Source organism: Sulfurimonas sp. RIFOXYD2_FULL_34_21, from assembly GCF_001830805.1.
Taxonomy (GTDB): domain Bacteria; phylum Campylobacterota; class Campylobacteria; order Campylobacterales; family Sulfurimonadaceae; genus Sulfurimonas.
In genome coordinates, this window is record NZ_MICH01000011.1 from 95,180 (window position 1) to 112,717 (window position 17,538).

Below are 17,538 nucleotides of genomic sequence, written 5' to 3' on the forward strand. Positions count from 1 at the left end.
AATGGGTCCAGAATCATTGGAAGCAAGACAAAAAGCAGCCGTTGAGGAAGTTTTAAAAGCTTATCCCGAAAAAGCTGCAAATAATCGTGCTAAGCACTTAGGTGTAGGCTCTCCTGAAGATGAGAGTCAAAAAACATGCGGAAATGTACGTTCAAACAAGAAAACAGTTCCGGGTGTTATGAGTCAGCGCGGTTGTGCTTATGCAGGTAGTAAAGGTGTTGTATGGGGACCTGTTAAAGATATGGTTCATATCTCTCACGGTCCTATCGGCTGCGGTCAATACAGCCGTGCCGGTCGTCGTAATTACTATATAGGTACAACAGGCGTTGATACGTTTGTTACAATGAATTTTTCTTCAGATTTTCAAGAAAAAGATATTGTATTCGGCGGCGATAAAAAACTTACTAAGTGTTTGGAAGAGATTGATGAGCTGTTTCCGTTAAATAACGGAATTACGGTTCAGTCAGAGTGTCCGATAGGTCTTATCGGAGACGATATAAATGCAACGTCAAAACAGTATGCAAACAGTACGGGCAACACTATCGTTCCTGTAAATTGTGAAGGTTTCCGTGGGGTTTCCCAATCACTCGGTCATCACATTGCAAACGATACGGTTCGTGATTATGTATTTGATGCAAATCCAAAAATATTAGGCGAAAAGTTAGTACCAACAGAGTATGATGTTGCAATTATCGGTGACTACAATATCGGCGGTGATACGTGGTCGAGCCGTATTTTACTTGAAGAGATGGGTCTGCGTGTTGTGGCTCAATGGTCGGGAGATGCGACTCTAAAAGAGATGGCACAAACGACAAAAGTAAAGTTAAATCTGCTTCACTGTTACCGTTCTATGAACTATATCTCTCGTCATATGGAGAAAGAGTACGGTATTCCTTGGATAGAGTATAACTTTTTTGGTCCTAGCCAAACTATTAAATCTCTACGCAAGATTGCCGCATTTTTTGATGAGAGTATTCAAGCTAAATGTGAAGAAGTTATTGCAAAATACCAACCGATGGTTGATGCGATTACAAATAAATTTCGTCCTCGCTTAGAAGGCAAAACGGTAATGTTATTCGTTGGCGGTTTGCGTCCTCGACATGTTATCGGTGCTTATGAAGATTTAGGTATGGAAGTTATCGGTACGGGTTATGAGTTTGCTCATGATGATGATTACAAAAGAACAAAAGATGAGATATTCCGCTCAACCGTAATTTATGATGACGTCAATGAATATGAGCTAGAAGCATTTGTTAAAAAATTGCAGCCTGATTTAGTTGCTTCGGGTATTAAAGAGAAATACGTATTCCAAAAAATGGGTCTGCCTTATCGTCAGATGCACTCATGGGATTACAGCGGACCTTATCATGGATATGACGGTTTTGCAATTTTTGCAGCAGACATGGATTTGGCGATTAACTCACCTGTGTGGGCTCACACTAAAGCACCATGGGATAAAGAAGGAGAAGCATAATGCAAGAAGTACAAGATATTGTAAACGGTCAAAAACTCTTTTTGCGTCCTGAATATAAAGAGGTTTTAGAGAACAAAAAAGAGTTTGAAGGCAGCATGGGTGCTATCGACCCTGCTAAAGTTGAAGAGATTTCCGATTGGACAAAATCGTGGGACTATCGCGAGAAAAATTTAGCTCGTGAGGCTATTACGGTAAATCCTGCAAAAGCATGTCAACCTTTAGGGGCTGTCATGGTGGCGCTTGGTTTTGAAAATACTATGCCTTACGTTCACGGAAGTCACGGATGTGTTGCATATTTTCGTTCATATTTCACAAAACACTTTAAAGAGCCTACGCCTTGTGTAAGTGATTCTATGACTGAAGATGCGGCAGTTTTCGGCGGTCTTGCAAATATGAAAGACGGTCTGAAAAACTGTGCGGCTTTGTATAAACCTGAAATGATTGCGGTCTCTACTACATGTATGGCGGAAGTTATCGGTGATGACCTTTTTGCATTTGCTTTGGCGGCGAAAGAGGAAGACGGCGGAGAGTTTTTATCTGCAGATTTCCCGATTACTTACGCGCATACTCCTTCATTTGTAGGTAGCCATATTACCGGTTATGACAATATGATGCACGGTATTTTAGAGCAGCTCAGTGAAGGTCAAAAATCTGAAGTTAAAAAAGAGCGTATCAACATTATTCCGGGATTTGAGACATATATCGGTTCTATCCGCTCGGTTAAGTCGATAGTTGAGGCTTTCGGTGCTTCGTATTTGATGATAGGCGATCACTCTGACCAGTGGGATATGCCTGCGGGTGATTACAGTATGTTTGCAGGAGGTACGTCTATAGCGGATGCTAAAGATGCTATCAACTCGACAGCTACTATTTCACTGCAAAAGTATTCAACGGTTAAAACCATGAAAATGGTTCAAAAAAGATGGAAGCATAAAGGTGGATTTTCAAATCCAATCGGTCTTAAAGGTACGGATGAGTTTATTATGAAACTCTCAGAACTAACGGGCAAAGATGTTCCTCAAAAACTAAAAATCGAGCGTGGTCGCCTTGTGGATGCTATGCAGGACTCTTACCCGTATATGCACGGTAAAAAGTTCGCTATCTGGGGAGACCCTGACTTTCTAATCGGTATGGTCTCATTCCTTTTAGAGATGGGTGCAGAACCGACACATGTACTTTGCCACAATGCACCGCGCGGCTGGGAAGAGGAGATGAGAGCACTTCTTGATACTTCTCCTGCAGCACACGAGTGTCATGTATGGGCGGGTAAAGATTTATGGCATATGCGTTCATTGCTCTTTACGGAGCCTGTTGATTTTATGATTGGCAACAGTTACGGCAAAGAGCTTATGCGTGATACAAGAACACCGTTAATTTATATCGGATTTCCTATATTTGACCGTCACCACTTACACAGATATTCAATATCAGGATATGACGGTGCTCTTAATTTGTTGACTTGGATTACAAACAAAATTCTTGATCAGCTTGATGAAGAGACAAAAAGTACGGCTTCAACAGACTACTTCTTCGATTTAGTTCGTTAATTTTTTATTCTATTCTCCTTCAGCCGTCCTTGTTCAAAGGCGGCTGTCCTCCAAACTTCGATTTAAAGTAAAATAATGGTGTCTAAAAAGTGCCTAAAAGTACTGTATAGTAATGATTAAAAAGGTTTTGCATTTGAAGAAGCTGTAAAAAAAGCTCAACAAAACGCCGATGAGCTAAAAGCTTTGGAAGAGCAGTTTAAAGTTAAGAAGTAGATATTTATCTAAAATATTGCAATTTGTCATATTTTTTTGTTTTTTTGATTCTTTGGTGGTATAATTTATGAAAATTTAAAGGCTAAATATGTTTTATAAAAGCTTAACAACTATAGTTTTATTGATTATATTAGCAACTTTGCTTATCATTGTCGGCATATTGAATTATTTGTCAATTATTAATTTTTCAAGTAATTATATTACAGCTATTGCAACAGTAATACTTGCTGTAATAACAACATGGTATGTAATACTTACGCATAAAATGTTAGAAGAAACGAAAAAAGCTGATGGAGCTAAAATATACTTAGACTTAGAAATATATCAGAATACTTTAGAATTGAATATTGGAAATACGGGGAAAACTTCTGCTACGGATATAAAAATAAATCTTAAAGAGAATCTTGAATTGCGAGAAAAATGTAATAATTTAGATAAGATTAAAGAGTTGTTTCCCATAAAAAATGGGATATCTTACTTAGCACCTGATAGACTTTTTAAATTTGATATTAAAGGGTTTGATAACAGTAAAATAGACGAAAATAATAGCATAATTGAATTTGAAATTTTTTATAAAGATTACTTGAGTAATAAAAACTATTTACTATACAAACTTGATTTAAGACAATATGAAGGTTCAAGAATATCTTCATTTCAAAATAAATCTGCTAATACCATCGCTAATTCAATCTATTCTCTAGAGCGAAATCTTAAATTAAATACCGATAATACAAAATTTTTAAAAATATCTTGTCCAATGTGTAAAGAACTAATAAACAGAGATGCTAAAAAGTGTCCACATTGTTTAGAGTATATTTCAAAAGAAAAAGATAAAAAATAAAAGGGAGTTGCAGTGAATATTATTAACCCAATTTTTGAATCAATTTTATATAATGAACCTTTTATAAAAAGTTTAATAACTACATAAAATTGTTACGTCTTTTGTCATCTACTTGAGAGAATATTTTTTAGTCGAATATTTCGTTATAATTTTGCACATTCAATTTTACCATTAAAAAAATATAGATAGATAAAAAAGGATTTTCAATGAATGCAAATGAGTTATTAAAAAAATCACAAAAATTTCATAACAAATTTTTAGAAGATAATAAAGATAAGATAGATAAACTACAAAAAGATGCAGAAAAAGTCTTAGAGAACACGAAAATTGAAAGAGATGAATTATTAAAAAAAGCAATTGATGTGCAAAAAAAATTATAAATCTTACTTTATATAAAAGCTCTATCTTAAAATATAACTCACATAAACCCTATCTTCTTCGTTCCCTTTCTGGCTTCAGCATGGATACTCTGCATATTTGAAACCACTTGCATCTTATATATTTTTTAGCAAATCATTTACCGATATAGCGATTTTATTGACTGAAAATACTTTGTTGCCAAGATCCTTGAAACTTGCTCCAAAATGATATACGGTTTCATCACAGATTAGAAATCTATCATGAAAATTTTTAGTGATTTTTACTTCAAGATTGCAGTATTGTTTGTTGTATTTTTCTATATCAAGTTGTAGTTTTTTAGATCTGTTTTGAGTATAAAGAGTAAATTGTACATTTTGATTTTTTGACAAGAGAGTCAATATAGACTCATCTATATAGTTGTCAATTAAAATGACTGAAACTTTTGCACTTTTTATTAAATCCGATAACAGTACATAAGCATCAAATATTTGTCCGTTAAAAAATATTCCGTATTTGATTTCTATTGTATTATTTTTAATATGAGATTTGATAATCTTTACATCATTTTCAAGAATATTTAATCTTTGTTCTGTAATTTTGTGCGTATTGATAGCATATCCGTTTTGGATATAATTTTTAAGTACAGATGTTGCCCATTGTCTAAATTTTGTTGCAGTAATAGAATTGACTCTATATCCAATAGAAATTATCATGTCAAGATTATAATGTTCAACATTCCTTTGAATCTCTCTATTTCCTTCTTTTTGAACTATCAAGTAAAACTTGACAGTTGAATTTTTATCAAGTTCCTTCTCTTTAAAAATATTGTTGACATGTAAACTTATATTTTGTTTTGTTACATCAAAAAGCTCCGCAAGTTGTTTTTGAGTAAGCCAAATTGTCTCTTCATTAACTGAGATTCTTAACTCTAATTCTCCATCATTATAAACCACTACATCATACATACATACCCTGCTAATATCAGATTTACACAACTATAATACAAAATAAAAATTTGATTTAAAAATATTGCATTTTGAAATATTATTTTACTTTATGATTTAGTACGCTAAAAAACTAATTTCATTTTTTAGATTGCTTCGTCGTTCCTCCTCGCAATGACAAAAGTTGTTGTCTAGCGAGAAGTGAAACGACGAAGCAATCTATGTTATTAAAGAGATATATTCCTCTCTTTTAGAAACATTGCGAGCTGTGAATCTATGTTTATGATGTGGCGTTGAAACTTTTCGTATGCGTAATCGTTGATGTAGGATTTTCCAAAGGCAGGAGTTTTTTTGGCTTTGTCGTAAAAGTATTCCATTTCGCCCAAAAGATTTGCATGTTCTTCAAAATGCTCTGTTTTTGCATAAAAATTATGTTCATTCATTATAGACTCTTCAAAAGCAAAATGCTCTTTTGTATGTTTAATCATCTCCTCAAAAAGATGCATAAACTCATCACTGGAGCAGGATTGTATTTGTAAAAGCAGTGCTAAAAACTCATCATGTTTCTCATCCATTGCCTCTATACCGATGTGCAGACTATTATTCATAAAAACTCTCTTTGTATGTAGGATATTTTTATGGTTGCATATAATGTGCTATGACAGCTTCTCGAATAGAAATTGCAACACTGGTTTCATATAACTCCAAAGGAGTGGATGATGGTTAGTCGCGCAAAGATAAAAGAGTTGATGAACGAGAGTGCTTGTTCGCACTCCAAAGAGAAAAAAAAGGGTGAGGGTTGTGATATGCCAAAACCGGGCATGGTGGCTGGAGGATGTGCCTTTGACGGGGCGCAGATTTCGCTTTTTCCTTATGCCGATGCAGTGCATTTGGTTCACGGTCCGCAAACTTGTCTAGGTGCTTCGTGGGAGACTAGAGAGACTCTTAGTTCATACGAAGGGCGTAACCATACCGTTATGGGTTTTACGACAGGCATAACTACAAACGACGTAATATTCGGCGGAGATAAACGTCTTGATGCTTCACTGGATTACATACTCAAACATTATGCTCCCGAAGCAATCTTTGTCTATTCTACATGTGTAACTGCAATGGTCGGCGATGATATAGATATGACATGTAAACTCTCAAGCCAAAAACATGGAGTTCCTATAGTTCCCGTTCATGCTGCTGGTTTTGTAGGGGGTAAAAATTTAGGCTCACGTTTAGCGGGCGAGGCTGTGCTTGAACATCTAATAGGCACAAAAGAGCCTGAATTTACGACACCTTACGACATAAATTTGATAGGCGATTACAACGTAACGGGCGACATGTGGCAGTATCTTCCTCTGTTTGAGCAGATAGGTATTCGAGTGCTAAGCTCACTGAGCGGCGACGGAAGAGTCGGCAGTATAAGAAGCGCTCATCGTGCAAAACTCAATGTTATAGTGTGTGCTAAATCACTCGTTACATTGTGTCGCAAAATGCAGGAGAGTTACGGGATTCCTTGGGTCTCTGTCTCATTTTACGGCAAGCGCGATACGGGTTTTGCGATAATGGAGATAGTAAATGCACTCGGTGACAAAGCTCTCATAGAAAGAGCAAAAGAGGTTATACAAGAGCATGAAGCAAAGCTAGAAGAGAAACTACTGCCTTATAAAAAGATGTTTAGGGGTAAAAAAGCTGTTTTAAATACCGGCGGAAATAAAGCTTGGTCGATAGCTTCAGGACTGCAAGATTTGGGCATAGAGGTAGTTGCAACATCCATCCGTAAATCAACCGCAGACGACATTGAAAAAGCAAAAGAGTATCTGGGTGAAGGAGGTGTTCTTATGAGGGCACCCGCAAGTGAACAAGCAAAAATCATAGATGAGCGCGGCGCCGATATTTTGCTTGCGGGTGGACGAAGTCTATATACGGCCATCAAGAAAAAGATATCCTTTATCGATGTAAATCAGGAGAAAAAGGTAAGCTACGGCGGTTATGAGGGACTTTTAAATTTGGCAGAAGATTTGAGATGCGCTTTTTTAAATCCAGTATTTAAAAATGTCTCAACTCCTGCTCCTTGGGAGACTAAATAATGAAATCGATACCATTAAGCAAACATGAACACAAACCGCTTCAGGTAAACCCCATAAAACACTCTCAGCCGATGGGTGCCGCACTTGCATTTATGGGTATAAAGAATTGTTTGCCTTTAATGCACGGTTCACAAGGCTGCGCCTCTTATACAAAAGTTTTTTTTACTCGTCATTTTAACGAGCCTATTGCAATGTATAACACATCCGTTAGTGATATAACTGCCGTGCTTGACGGCGGAGACTACTCAATATTGATGGCGATTGAAAACATCACCCAAAAAAACAAAACTATGAAACCGGAACTCATAGGTCTTCACACAACAGGACTTACCGAAACAAAAGGCGATGATATAAGGAGTGTCGGCGTACATGTAGAGATACCGTATTGTTATGTTCATACGCCCGATTATGAGGGCGGTATGGAGAGCGGTTGGGCGCTTGCGACAAAAGCCTTAATCAGTCAGCATACAAAAGAGTCAACCGATATAAAACAAGGCAAACTTTTAATTCTTCCGCATGTAAGTATGCAGCCCGTAGAAGTTGAAAAAGTAAAAGAGTTTTGTGAGAGTTTCGGGTTTGAAGTTTTGGCACTTCCCGACTTGTCAACTTCGCTTGACGGATATCTGAGTGAGGGGCAGGGAAAATTAGGAGCAGGAGCTATATCAATAGAGGAGATAACAAACCTTGCTAATAGTTCACATGTAATAAGCATAGGCGAATCTATGAAAATTGCGGCAACGGAGCTTATTGGCAAAAATGACAAAATAGTTCATTTACATTTTGATTCGCTTATGGGACTGGCAAATAGTGACAATTTTGTAAGCGAATTGATAAAAATAGGACAAAAAGAGCCGCCGTCGCCAATTAAAAGATACAGAGGAAGGCTTCAAGATGCGATGCTTGATACGCATTTTCTGATAGGGTCGTCTAGTTTTGTCATAACGGGTGAGCCTGACATGTGCGTTGGAATGTGTGAACTGCTTCAGAGTGTAGGAGGCACTGTAAAGGCCGTTATTTCAACGGTATATAGTCCGATTTTAAATAGGATAAAAGCGGATAACGTATTTGTAGGAGACCTTGAAGATGCGGCTGATTATTTTGCAAAAGCTGATTTGGTTATTAGCAATTTTCATGCAGAACGATTATTGCACATGCAAGAGAAGAGAAGTGCTTTGGCAATCCGCGGATTTCCGAATTATGAAGAGCTGGGCAATCAGCTAAAGAACGACATATTGTATGAGGGAAGTACATACTTCCTTTTTGAGATAGCAAATAAATTGAGAGAGGTAAAACATCATGAGTGAATCAACAAAAATAACGGTAGAAGGCAATAGTTCAATAGAAAATGCTATTAAAGTCGCATTTGCTTCAAATGACATGCAAAAGATTAATTCACACTTTGGGGGCGCTAAAGAGTTTTGTGTTTACAGAGTTTCAAAAGATGGATTTGAATTAGAGGGCATAGTTAAGACCGATACATCTGATTTAGAAGGCGATGATAAAACGGATTTTAAAATAAAAGCACTTGATGGAGTTAATATCATGTACTGCGAATCAATAGGCCCTACGGCGGCGGCAAAAGTAATCAGAAGCGGTATGCATCCCATGAAAGATGAGCAAGAGAGAAAGATAGAGGATGTTTTAAAAGAGCTGGTATTTATGATTAACGCCAACCCTCCGCCGTGGATAAAAAAAATAATACATGTACAAAACAGCCAAGATATACGATTAGCAAGATGGGCAAAATAAAAGGAAAAAATGATGAGTCAAAGTACAGAGTCAAATGATTTTACAAAAGAGCTGATTCGCCAGTTAAGAGCGGCTGATCAGTTTGGAAACTGGTCTAAAATGAGTGATGAAGAACTTCTTGTAAAAAAGTTTGTCAAAACAAAAGAGGATTTAAAAAAGATACCAATCATAGCAGATATCGATGAGATGCTCATAAGCGAGATTAAGATGCTATTTAAGGCGGTTGCACTTCAGTTTGAACGTAAAACAGGAGTTATGTGCAATGTTGTTATGGAGATGAGTCATGAGGGATTCGGTCGTTGTATCGTTATAGCCGACAGAGTAGTTTTGGTTGACAAATATTTCAAAGATGCACACCGTTTCGGATACAGAACATTGGATAAGCTTTATGAAGAGGGGCAGAAATATCTTGAAAAATCTTATGAGGTTTATGAGTGTTATAAACCTTGTAAAAATAGCAACTAGGAGAAAAAATGGCAAAGATAGGTATTTTTGTAGGCAGCAGCGGCGGAGTTACTCTGGGTGCGGCAGAAAAACTTAAAGAGCTTTTTGAAGATGCCTCTCTTATTAACATGGAAGAAGATTATGAAGATTTGGAGCAGTTTGAAGAGTTTGATGTTTTACTAATCGGCTCATCTACGTGGGGACAGGGCGATCCTCAGAGAGACTGGATAGATCCGCTTTATGAGATGGAAAATGAGAAACCCGATTTATCAGGCAAATATGTTGCATTTTTCGGAGCAGGAGACCAAGTAACTCACGGCGAACACTTTGTAAGCGCATTGGCGAAAATGAAAGATGTTTTTACAAAACTCGGCGCTGATACAGAGTATGGATATACATCAACGAAGGGGTATGAGTATAAATTTTCATTGGCACAAAGAGACGGTAAATTTTGCGGTCTTGCCATAGATAATATCAATCAAGAAGATTTAACAAACGAGAGAGTTCTTAACTGGGCAAAACAGTTAAAAAAAGAGATGGGTATTTAAAGGATATGTCATGAGCAGACTTGAAGAGTTTGAAAAATTGAGCGATACGGAAGAGTTTTTTGATTTCTTTGACCTTGAATATGATGAGCGTTTGGTTTACGTAAAGCGTTTTCATATTATGAAAAAATACGGCGAGATGCTTGATAGGGCTGTGCAAGCTAAGTTTGAATCTGATGAAAAGCTGTTGGATTATTATAAATTTGCACTTATCTCCGTATATAAAAACTTTGAAAACGGGTATTCGCCATCTGCCGCAGAGATTTGGGATACTTTTGATAAACCAAGCGCTTGTAGCACATGTTCGACATCAACTACATGTAATGATATAGAGGAGGTTAGCAATGGAGTTCACGCATGCACAAGCCAATCAAATCTCAGCTTCGACTAAAGATGAGATTCTCCCCGTATTTAGGCTCGGAGAGCGAGTCAGGATTAAAAAACCTATAAAAAACGACGGCTCAAATCCGTTTCGCGCACCTGATGAAATCTTAGTCTATCCCGGCGCTGAGGGGTATGTAAAATATATAGGAGATTGGCTTCAGGTCATTCGCATATATGAGGTTCATTTTATAGAGGAGGGCGAGACTTACGGATGTCGTGAGGCTGAGTTAGAGTCTATAAGTGATATTGACGGTTATGATGAGGTAGAAGAGGAGTTGCGCTGGTTAAGAGAGCATAGAAAACAGCGTGATACTCTAAAAGCAAACAGAGAAAAATCTCAAAGAGAAGGAGAGTAATGGTCAAAGAGCAATTTTCATTACAGATAACGCTTTATTAACGGTGATATATCAATCAAAGAATTTAAAACAGAAACAAGGAAAAAAAAGATGACGACACGCGTAGAGATAATAAATGACTTTTTAGCAATTAATGCAAAACCGGGCAAGACGATTCAAGATGTGGTTGAAGCATCGGGAAGTGCGCTTCCTTTTGGATGTCGAGACGGAGAGTGCGGTACATGTATCGTGAGCATAGAATCGGGTATGGAGTTTTTAAGCGGCGTAACCGATAAAGAAAAGGCAGTCATGAAAATGTTAAATGAAACAAGCCCGAAAGCTCGTCTTTCATGTCAGATGAAGGTAATTCAACCAAACGGTTTGGTTCGTTTAAAATACTAATTTGCTCTTGTCCTTTTTTTGGGCAAGAGACTCTCTCTAACCTCTAAGTTTTCAATTATAATTTATCTAGAACAAAATATGCAGTTAATTAAAGAAAGAAATATTTATTAAGAAGTTTATAATGAAACAAAATTACAATTTTAAACAAAAACAGCTCCCAAGACTCTCTATGCAGACCTGGTTGCCACTGCTGCAGTGTTCACTAAGCGAATTAGAAAAACATATTCAAGTAATAACAAATGAAAACCCGTGCCTTGAAGTCAAATCAGGTTTTGAGATTTCGGAAGGCTCATCCAAAAGAAGCCACTTTGCATATCTGGAGTCGCAAAATAGGGTTTCAAATGCCTCTAGCGATGAAATAGAGTGGATGAGCGTATCAAACGAATCGTTGTACGAAAAACTAGATTTTCAGATTACGGCACCGCTTTTTCCGACGCCTATCTCACAAAAAATTGCCCGTCAGATAATACTCTATATCAGTGAAGAGGGTTATTTTGAAGGCGACGTAAAAGAGATTGCAAAAGAGGTTGGTACAGACGCATATAAAGTAGAACAGGTTCGCCAGCGTTTTGCCTACTTAGAGCCTTCAGGAGTCGGAGCGGTTGACTATAAAGAGTCTTTTTTATTTCAGCTAAATGATTATACGCTTGATGATGAGTTGAGTATTTTAATGAGTACTCTGATTATAAATTTTGAAAAGATTGAGAAGTTTTTAAATCATCCAAGACTTCATGATGCCAAAGATATTTTAAGACATCTTAAAAACCCTCCTGCACTAGCTTACATGGAAGAGGAGAAACAGATATTTGCCGACATGTTTATCGAGTTTAACGATAATGATTTGACTATAAAAATTAATCATGACTTTTATCCTGATTTGATAGTCAATCAAATTGATAAATATGATAATTTCGCAAAACAGAAATTTAAAGAAGCAAGAGAGCTTGTAAAGTTACTAGAGCTTAGAAAAGCAACGCTTTATAATATAGGGCTAGTACTTATTGAGAAACAGTACGCCTTTTTTATGGGAGGAGAACTAAAACCTCTCAGGCTTCAAGATGTCGCGGATGAACTGGGTTTTAACGAATCCACGATATCGCGGGCAATCAGTGATAAATATCTTGAGTGTGAACATGGCGTGTTTGCATTTAAAGACTTTTTCTCAAATGCGATTAGCGATACTTCAACATCAGAGATTAAAAATTTTATTCAAAGACTAGTGGGCAGTGAAGATAAAAACAGCCCTCTAAGCGATAAAGATTTACATGAAAAAGTTGAGGAGCGATTCGGTATAAAAATGGTTCGCCGCTCAATCGCAAAGTACCGACAAGAACTTGACGTTCCGTCTTTTAAAGAGAGACTGTTTTTGTATAAATTGGCAATGATTTAGAATGAGTAAATTTTTTAATATTTTTAACATAGGTCTAAAGCTATGAGTAAAATAATTTATTTTTTACTCATAACTTATACTGTATAGGTAAATTCTTATCTTTTTTACTTATATTCCTTTTTTTAAAATATTAAATAATTCAAGATTGATAAAAAATTTACTATTTTTTATTTGTATACTTGTTGCATAAATATCAAGCACCTTTGCCCAAAAGACTTTTTCACTACTTCGTATATCTCGTATGCAAGCAAGTAACTCTTCAAAATAGTTGCTCTTACCACCATTTTTGAGCAACTCATCATTCATACTAAAACCTTTTACAATGTACTCTTTGAGCCTTGGTGTTGCCCATTGACGAAACTTTGTGCCTTGGAGTGATTTTACTCTGTAGCCTACGGAGATGATGACATCGAGGTTGTAGAAGTTTGTAGGTTTTTTAGCAAATTCGGAATTTCCGAATTTCTTCATCGTAGCTATCTCTTCAAGCTCTTTTTCTTCATAAATATTTTTAATATGTTCATTAATAGTAGAGCGACTTTTTTGAAAAAGCTCTGACATTTGCTCTTGAGTAAGCCAAACTGTCTCATCTTCAAGCTTTGTTTCTATTTTTGTTTTGCCGTCTTCTGTTTGGTAGATAAGGATTTGGTTGTTTTGGTTTTGGGTCATTGATTGTTATCCCATTTTTTTCTCTCTTTAAGCATTTTAAATCCAGTTGGAACTGGCTTAAAATCTTTATTTGGAGAAATATTATGTGATTGAAACTCTCTAAGTTTTTCAATATTTATTTCTCCAACAATTAGATAATCATGCTTTCCACCTCTAACTTGAACAACATCTCTATCCCAATCATCTTTATAAGGTGCACGAATTCTACTATCTCCATAGTTTCTATTATTAACTTGAACTATATATGAGTGAATATCTAAAGATGATGACTCTACTAAGGCATTAAAAGATTTAATATCTCTATTCCATTCAATAGCAAATAAACAATCAATATTGCCTCTTAAGTCAAATCTATTTTCAATATCAGTTAATTCATTACATATCAAAGAAGAAAAATAAAAATCACCATGCTTGTAAATTTTTTTCTCTTTATGTTTATCATCAGGCTTTAAGTCGATATTTGCAATATTTTTCAACTCAATAGATTCAAGATATGCACCTACTAACTTATCCTGTCTGAAGTATTTCATATAATTAAAACCGATATTATCAGATATCAAAAACATCATTATTGAATTATGCACTATTTTTTGATTAAGTTCTGAAGTTTTTTCAACAGTATGAATGTATTCAACTCCAGTAATTAAAGAGATATTATTAGCTAAAAGTTTTTGAGAAATAAACCATGCCCATTCTTGTGGCATTGATAGTTCAGGGAAAATCAAATAATTAGGTTTTTTTCTTACTGCCTCATTAACCATGTGTTGAATTGTGATAAATCGATCTAAATTTTTTATCGGCTGTTCTCTAACTGATTTTTTCCAATACTCATCTTTTACTTCAAAGTTTGTAATAGCCACATCTACTGATTTACAATGAGTTAGTTTTTTGTTACGAACTTCTACAACACTTAATTTACATTCGTACTTTTTATTTTTATCTGAAACTTCACTACGAGTTCCACGAAGAGAATTTACAAGATTTATAAACTTTTCTGAATCTAAATCTGGTAATACAATTGAAATATCTAATGGTGTGAATAATCTAGTAGAAAATATCAATGTATTTAATCTTAAATGCTTATCATTTTGCTTAGTTTCTTCCAATAACTGTTTATGAAAGTCGGATATATTTTTTAAATAATCTTCATTAAGTGTATCTATTAAGTCCAAATCATCACAATTTACATCTTCTTGTTTATCAAGAATAGTTTTAAATAAACTTTTATCATTTTTGGTCAATATGTATTCAGTAATGAGCTTTGAATAACTATCAAAACCTAAGTCAGACATTATTAAATGAGAATTTTTTTCTTCTATTTTTTCTTTAGAAATTTCAATATCAAAATCCAAAAGTTCTTTGATTTTATTGAAATATTTCCCAGATATAGTATTTTGAATATTATATGTTTCAAAAAATACTTCTTGGAATTTTTTCAGATAATAACTCCCAAATTTTTCAAAAATCACATCTTTTTTATTTGAAGACTCAGTTTGTTTTATATCTTTAAATTTCTTCATTAAATCATCTATTTTTTGCAGAAAACAATACGCTCTTTCACCATCTCCACTATGAATCATTAAAGCAAATATTCTTGGCAGAAAAGTATAATTTTCAAATAAATTTTTTGGTATAAAAATATGGTTTTCTATTAAGTCATATATCTTAAGTCTTTGATCTATCCAATTTTTTGGACTGATATATTGATTTAAAGAATGAGAATGACTAACAAGTAAAGATAATCCCAATCTCTTAATAGTTGTAGCATCTATTTTTCTAAGAGCATCATTAAACTCTTTTCCATCTGCATAAAAACCTACCACTTTTTGAAGTAGTGATGAATTTTCATCTGCTATATCAGGTAAAAATCTCCACTCACTTGAAATAGAATTTATCTCAGCTTCAATCCCATCAATAATACTTAAATCAGCATTTTTATCCAAATAAAATATTTTTTGTTTGGATTCTTTTAAAATTAGATTTTTATATTTTAATTCTTTTGAATTAAACTTTCTAAATTCATGTTGGTACTGATAATCTTTGGTTGTTAATTTAACTACTTTATCTGTCCATTTTAATTTATTTAAAATTTTATTATCATTACGAGTTACAATATCTTTATTTATAAAATACTCTATAATCTCTTTTCCACTATTTAGATTTCCATTGTCTGGAAATACCAATAAAATATCATCAACATATCTACCGTAATAAGTTGGAGCAAGATTTTTCGTAACTTCTGTATCAAAATCTTTCATAACTGCATTTGCTAAAACGGAAGATGCAGACAACCCTATGGGCAATCCATTTTCGGACTCTATTGCATTATTCCAAAGTGCCAATAAGCCAATAAAAGATTCATGAAATTGTTTTAATTTTGGATTTTCTTTAAATTTAATATCTAAAGAAAACTTCTCATAAAATTTCACCTCTTTAAATCCATTTAGCTCTATGCTGTGATAAAAACTTGTTATATCCATTGTGACTGCAACAACTGAAGAAGTTTTGTGTAATTCTCTTATTGCTTTAAAACTATTATTTCTCCAAGCTTGATATTTATGATGATAAGATTCAAATATTTTTGGGCTTTCTTCATTGTATTTTTGACTTGATAAATCATATTCACAAGAACTAGTATCAACAGGCTTAATTCTTGTTAATCTTGAGCCATAAATATTAGCATCAAATTTTTCATCAATAAATTGCCCGATTTTTAAAATCCATAATGCTGATATTATATGAAAATCTATATCAGCATCTATTACTTTGCGAAATTTAAGAGTAATTGATTCAGGTTTAAAATCATGATGCTTTAAAGAACTAGAAAAAAAATGGATTTCATATTTGTTGCTATTGCTATCAAAAGATTTTGGAATTTCAAAGAAACCTTTACATTCTAAATCTTTTCCTAAAAGATTACCATCTTTTATTTTTTCAAATAAAGAGTCAATATTATTATTTAAATTTTTTTCATATTCATATAGCTTCAATGTTGCAATAGTATTTTTATCATTAAATAATTCAAATTTGACTTTTTTATATGCAATATATAAATCTTTTTTAGTAAATAAACTTTCATCTTCCATTTTTATCTCCATTTTGATTGACTAACTTTTTTTCATCCTTCATCATCCCAATCTCCAAAACATCCCCTTCCACCTCTCGTATAAGCTCCTCTTCCGTTGGTAAAACCATCTGATACTTTGATACAAAAAGATTATCTCTATCGTTTATGTGAGAGTATTTTACGACCGTTTCATCTTTGTCTGTGCAGAGGATTATCCCGATGGTCGGGTTATCGCTTGTATCTTTTTCCAAATCATCGTACATGTTTACATACATATCTATTTGCCCTATATCTTGATGGGTGAGTTTGCCTATTTTGAGGTCTATGAGCACGAAACATTTTAAAAGATAGTTGTAAAAAACTAGGTCTATATAAAAATCACTCGTCTGGGTTTTGATGCGTTTTTGTCGTGCCACAAATGCAAAACCTCGCCCAAGCTCTAGTAAAAACTCTTGTATTTTTTCTAGCAATGCACTTTCAAGGTCATTTTCTCTAAATGATTTGTTATCTTTTAGCTCTAAAAACTCCAAGACATAAGGGTCTTTGATGATATCTTTTGGTGTGAGTTGGAGATTTTTTGTATTTTCTTTGGCTTCTTCTATAATTGGCTGTTTTTCTTTGCTTGATAAAAGTCTTTCATAATATAGGCTGTTTATCTGTCGTTCTAAAGCTCTTACGCTCCAGTTTGCTTTGGCTGATTCTTCCATGTACCAAAGCCGTGCTTGTGGATTCTCAACTCTTAAAATAAATACATAATGACTCCAACTCAATTCGGCAGACACTGTCTGCCAGATTGGAAAAGAGTTATAAAAAAGTCTCATATTTCTAATATTTCTTTGGCTAAAACCCTTTCCAAACTCCGTAGTTAGTTGGGCTGAAAGCTCTTTGATAAGATAAGTGCCATACTCGGCTCTATAGTTGCCGCTTTGTTCCTCTTCAACTATCTTCTTGCCAATATTCCAGTAAGCTTCTACCATGATAAAATTTACAGATTTATAGGCATTGTCTCTTGCAAGTTGTAAGATGGATTTTATATCTTGATAAAAATTATTATTGTCTTGTTGTGGTATTTTAATCATCTATAGAACTCCTTTTT

General features: G+C 34.6%; 18 protein-coding genes. 13 read left to right on the top strand and 5 right to left on the bottom strand.

The window, feature by feature from the left end:
* The first annotated feature begins 1 nt into the window (after position 1).
* The 4 genes from nifD to A2530_RS08095 all read left to right on the top strand — a co-directional run bounded on the left by nifD (position 2) and on the right by A2530_RS08095 (position 4,455).
* On the top strand, positions 2 to 1,474 hold the full coding sequence (gene nifD / locus A2530_RS08080) for a nitrogenase molybdenum-iron protein alpha chain (protein WP_294883334.1): 1,473 nt from the start codon (positions 2 to 4) through the stop codon (positions 1,472 to 1,474).
* On the top strand, positions 1,474 to 3,021 hold the full coding sequence (nifK, locus tag A2530_RS08085; protein WP_294883332.1) for a nitrogenase molybdenum-iron protein subunit beta: 1,548 nt from the start codon (positions 1,474 to 1,476) through the stop codon (positions 3,019 to 3,021). Before nifD ends, nifK begins: the two co-directional genes overlap by 1 nt.
* 301 nt (positions 3,022 to 3,322) lie before the next feature.
* On the top strand, positions 3,323 to 4,075 hold the full coding sequence (locus tag A2530_RS08090) for a hypothetical protein (protein WP_294883330.1): 753 nt from the start codon (positions 3,323 to 3,325) through the stop codon (positions 4,073 to 4,075).
* 206 nt (positions 4,076 to 4,281) lie between these two features.
* Entirely contained in the window at positions 4,282 to 4,455 is a 174-nt protein-coding gene (locus tag A2530_RS08095) for a hypothetical protein (protein ID WP_294883328.1), read from the top strand.
* Positions 4,456 to 4,569: 114 nt separating this feature from the next.
* Here the strand turns inward: A2530_RS08095 and A2530_RS08100 are convergent, their stop codons facing one another.
* Both A2530_RS08100 and A2530_RS08105 read right to left on the bottom strand, forming a co-directional pair.
* Positions 4,570 to 5,400, bottom strand: coding sequence for a RhuM family protein (locus tag A2530_RS08100; RefSeq protein ID WP_294883326.1), 831 nt, complete (start codon positions 5,398 to 5,400; stop codon positions 4,570 to 4,572).
* Positions 5,401 to 5,606: 206 nt separating this feature from the next.
* Positions 5,607 to 5,987, bottom strand: a complete 381-nt coding sequence (locus tag A2530_RS08105; protein WP_294883324.1) for a hemerythrin family protein — start codon at positions 5,985 to 5,987, stop codon at positions 5,607 to 5,609.
* Positions 5,988 to 6,098: 111 nt separating this feature from the next.
* Between A2530_RS08105 and nifE the strand changes: the two genes are divergently transcribed.
* The 9 genes from nifE (at position 6,099) to rpoN (ending at position 12,709) form a co-directional block, all read left to right on the top strand.
* On the top strand, positions 6,099 to 7,460 hold the full coding sequence (gene nifE, locus A2530_RS08110) for a nitrogenase iron-molybdenum cofactor biosynthesis protein NifE (protein WP_294883321.1): 1,362 nt from the start codon (positions 6,099 to 6,101) through the stop codon (positions 7,458 to 7,460).
* On the top strand, positions 7,460 to 8,764 hold the full coding sequence (nifN, locus tag A2530_RS08115; RefSeq protein ID WP_294883319.1) for a nitrogenase iron-molybdenum cofactor biosynthesis protein NifN: 1,305 nt from the start codon (positions 7,460 to 7,462) through the stop codon (positions 8,762 to 8,764). The genes nifE and nifN overlap by 1 nt, the downstream gene beginning before the upstream one ends.
* Entirely contained in the window at positions 8,757 to 9,209 is a 453-nt protein-coding gene (nifX, locus tag A2530_RS08120; protein ID WP_294883316.1) for a nitrogen fixation protein NifX, read from the top strand. Before nifN ends, nifX begins: the two co-directional genes overlap by 8 nt.
* Before the next feature lie 12 nt (positions 9,210 to 9,221).
* Positions 9,222 to 9,674, top strand: coding sequence for a NifX-associated nitrogen fixation protein (locus A2530_RS08125; RefSeq protein WP_294883313.1), 453 nt, complete (start codon positions 9,222 to 9,224; stop codon positions 9,672 to 9,674).
* A gap of 8 nt (positions 9,675 to 9,682) precedes the next feature.
* The gene (locus A2530_RS08130; RefSeq protein ID WP_294883310.1) at positions 9,683 to 10,201 is read left to right on the top strand and encodes a flavodoxin domain-containing protein; all 519 of its coding nucleotides are present in this window, start codon (positions 9,683 to 9,685) and stop codon (positions 10,199 to 10,201) included.
* 10 nt (positions 10,202 to 10,211) lie between these two features.
* Positions 10,212 to 10,589, top strand: coding sequence for a nitrogenase-stabilizing/protective protein NifW (locus tag A2530_RS08135; protein ID WP_294883308.1), 378 nt, complete (start codon positions 10,212 to 10,214; stop codon positions 10,587 to 10,589).
* The gene (locus A2530_RS08140; protein WP_294883305.1) at positions 10,543 to 10,938 is read left to right on the top strand and encodes a nitrogen fixation protein NifZ; all 396 of its coding nucleotides are present in this window, start codon (positions 10,543 to 10,545) and stop codon (positions 10,936 to 10,938) included. The genes A2530_RS08135 and A2530_RS08140 overlap by 47 nt, the downstream gene beginning before the upstream one ends.
* 90 nt (positions 10,939 to 11,028) lie before the next feature.
* The gene (locus tag A2530_RS08145) at positions 11,029 to 11,319 is read left to right on the top strand and encodes a 2Fe-2S iron-sulfur cluster binding domain-containing protein (RefSeq protein WP_294883302.1); all 291 of its coding nucleotides are present in this window, start codon (positions 11,029 to 11,031) and stop codon (positions 11,317 to 11,319) included.
* 121 nt (positions 11,320 to 11,440) lie between these two features.
* Positions 11,441 to 12,709: an RNA polymerase factor sigma-54 gene (gene rpoN, locus A2530_RS08150; protein WP_294883300.1), complete on the top strand. Its 1,269-nt coding sequence runs from the start codon at positions 11,441 to 11,443 to the stop codon at positions 12,707 to 12,709.
* Positions 12,710 to 12,817: 108 nt separating this feature from the next.
* On the opposite strand, the gene A2530_RS08155 is transcribed toward rpoN, so the two are convergent.
* Genes A2530_RS08155 through A2530_RS08165 form a run of 3 tightly spaced genes read right to left on the bottom strand, consistent with a single transcriptional unit; the run spans position 12,818 to position 17,521 of the window.
* Positions 12,818 to 13,375 carry a RhuM family protein gene (locus A2530_RS08155; protein ID WP_294883298.1) on the bottom strand — a complete coding sequence of 186 codons (558 nt, stop codon included), beginning with the start codon at positions 13,373 to 13,375 and terminating at the stop codon, positions 12,818 to 12,820.
* Positions 13,372 to 16,461, bottom strand: a complete 3,090-nt coding sequence (locus A2530_RS08160) for a reverse transcriptase domain-containing protein (protein ID WP_294883296.1) — start codon at positions 16,459 to 16,461, stop codon at positions 13,372 to 13,374. The genes A2530_RS08155 and A2530_RS08160 overlap by 4 nt, the downstream gene beginning before the upstream one ends.
* The gene (locus A2530_RS08165) at positions 16,451 to 17,521 is read right to left on the bottom strand and encodes a PDDEXK nuclease domain-containing protein (protein WP_294883294.1); all 1,071 of its coding nucleotides are present in this window, start codon (positions 17,519 to 17,521) and stop codon (positions 16,451 to 16,453) included. The genes A2530_RS08160 and A2530_RS08165 overlap by 11 nt, the downstream gene beginning before the upstream one ends.
* Between the last annotated feature and the right edge of the window lie 17 nt (positions 17,522 to 17,538).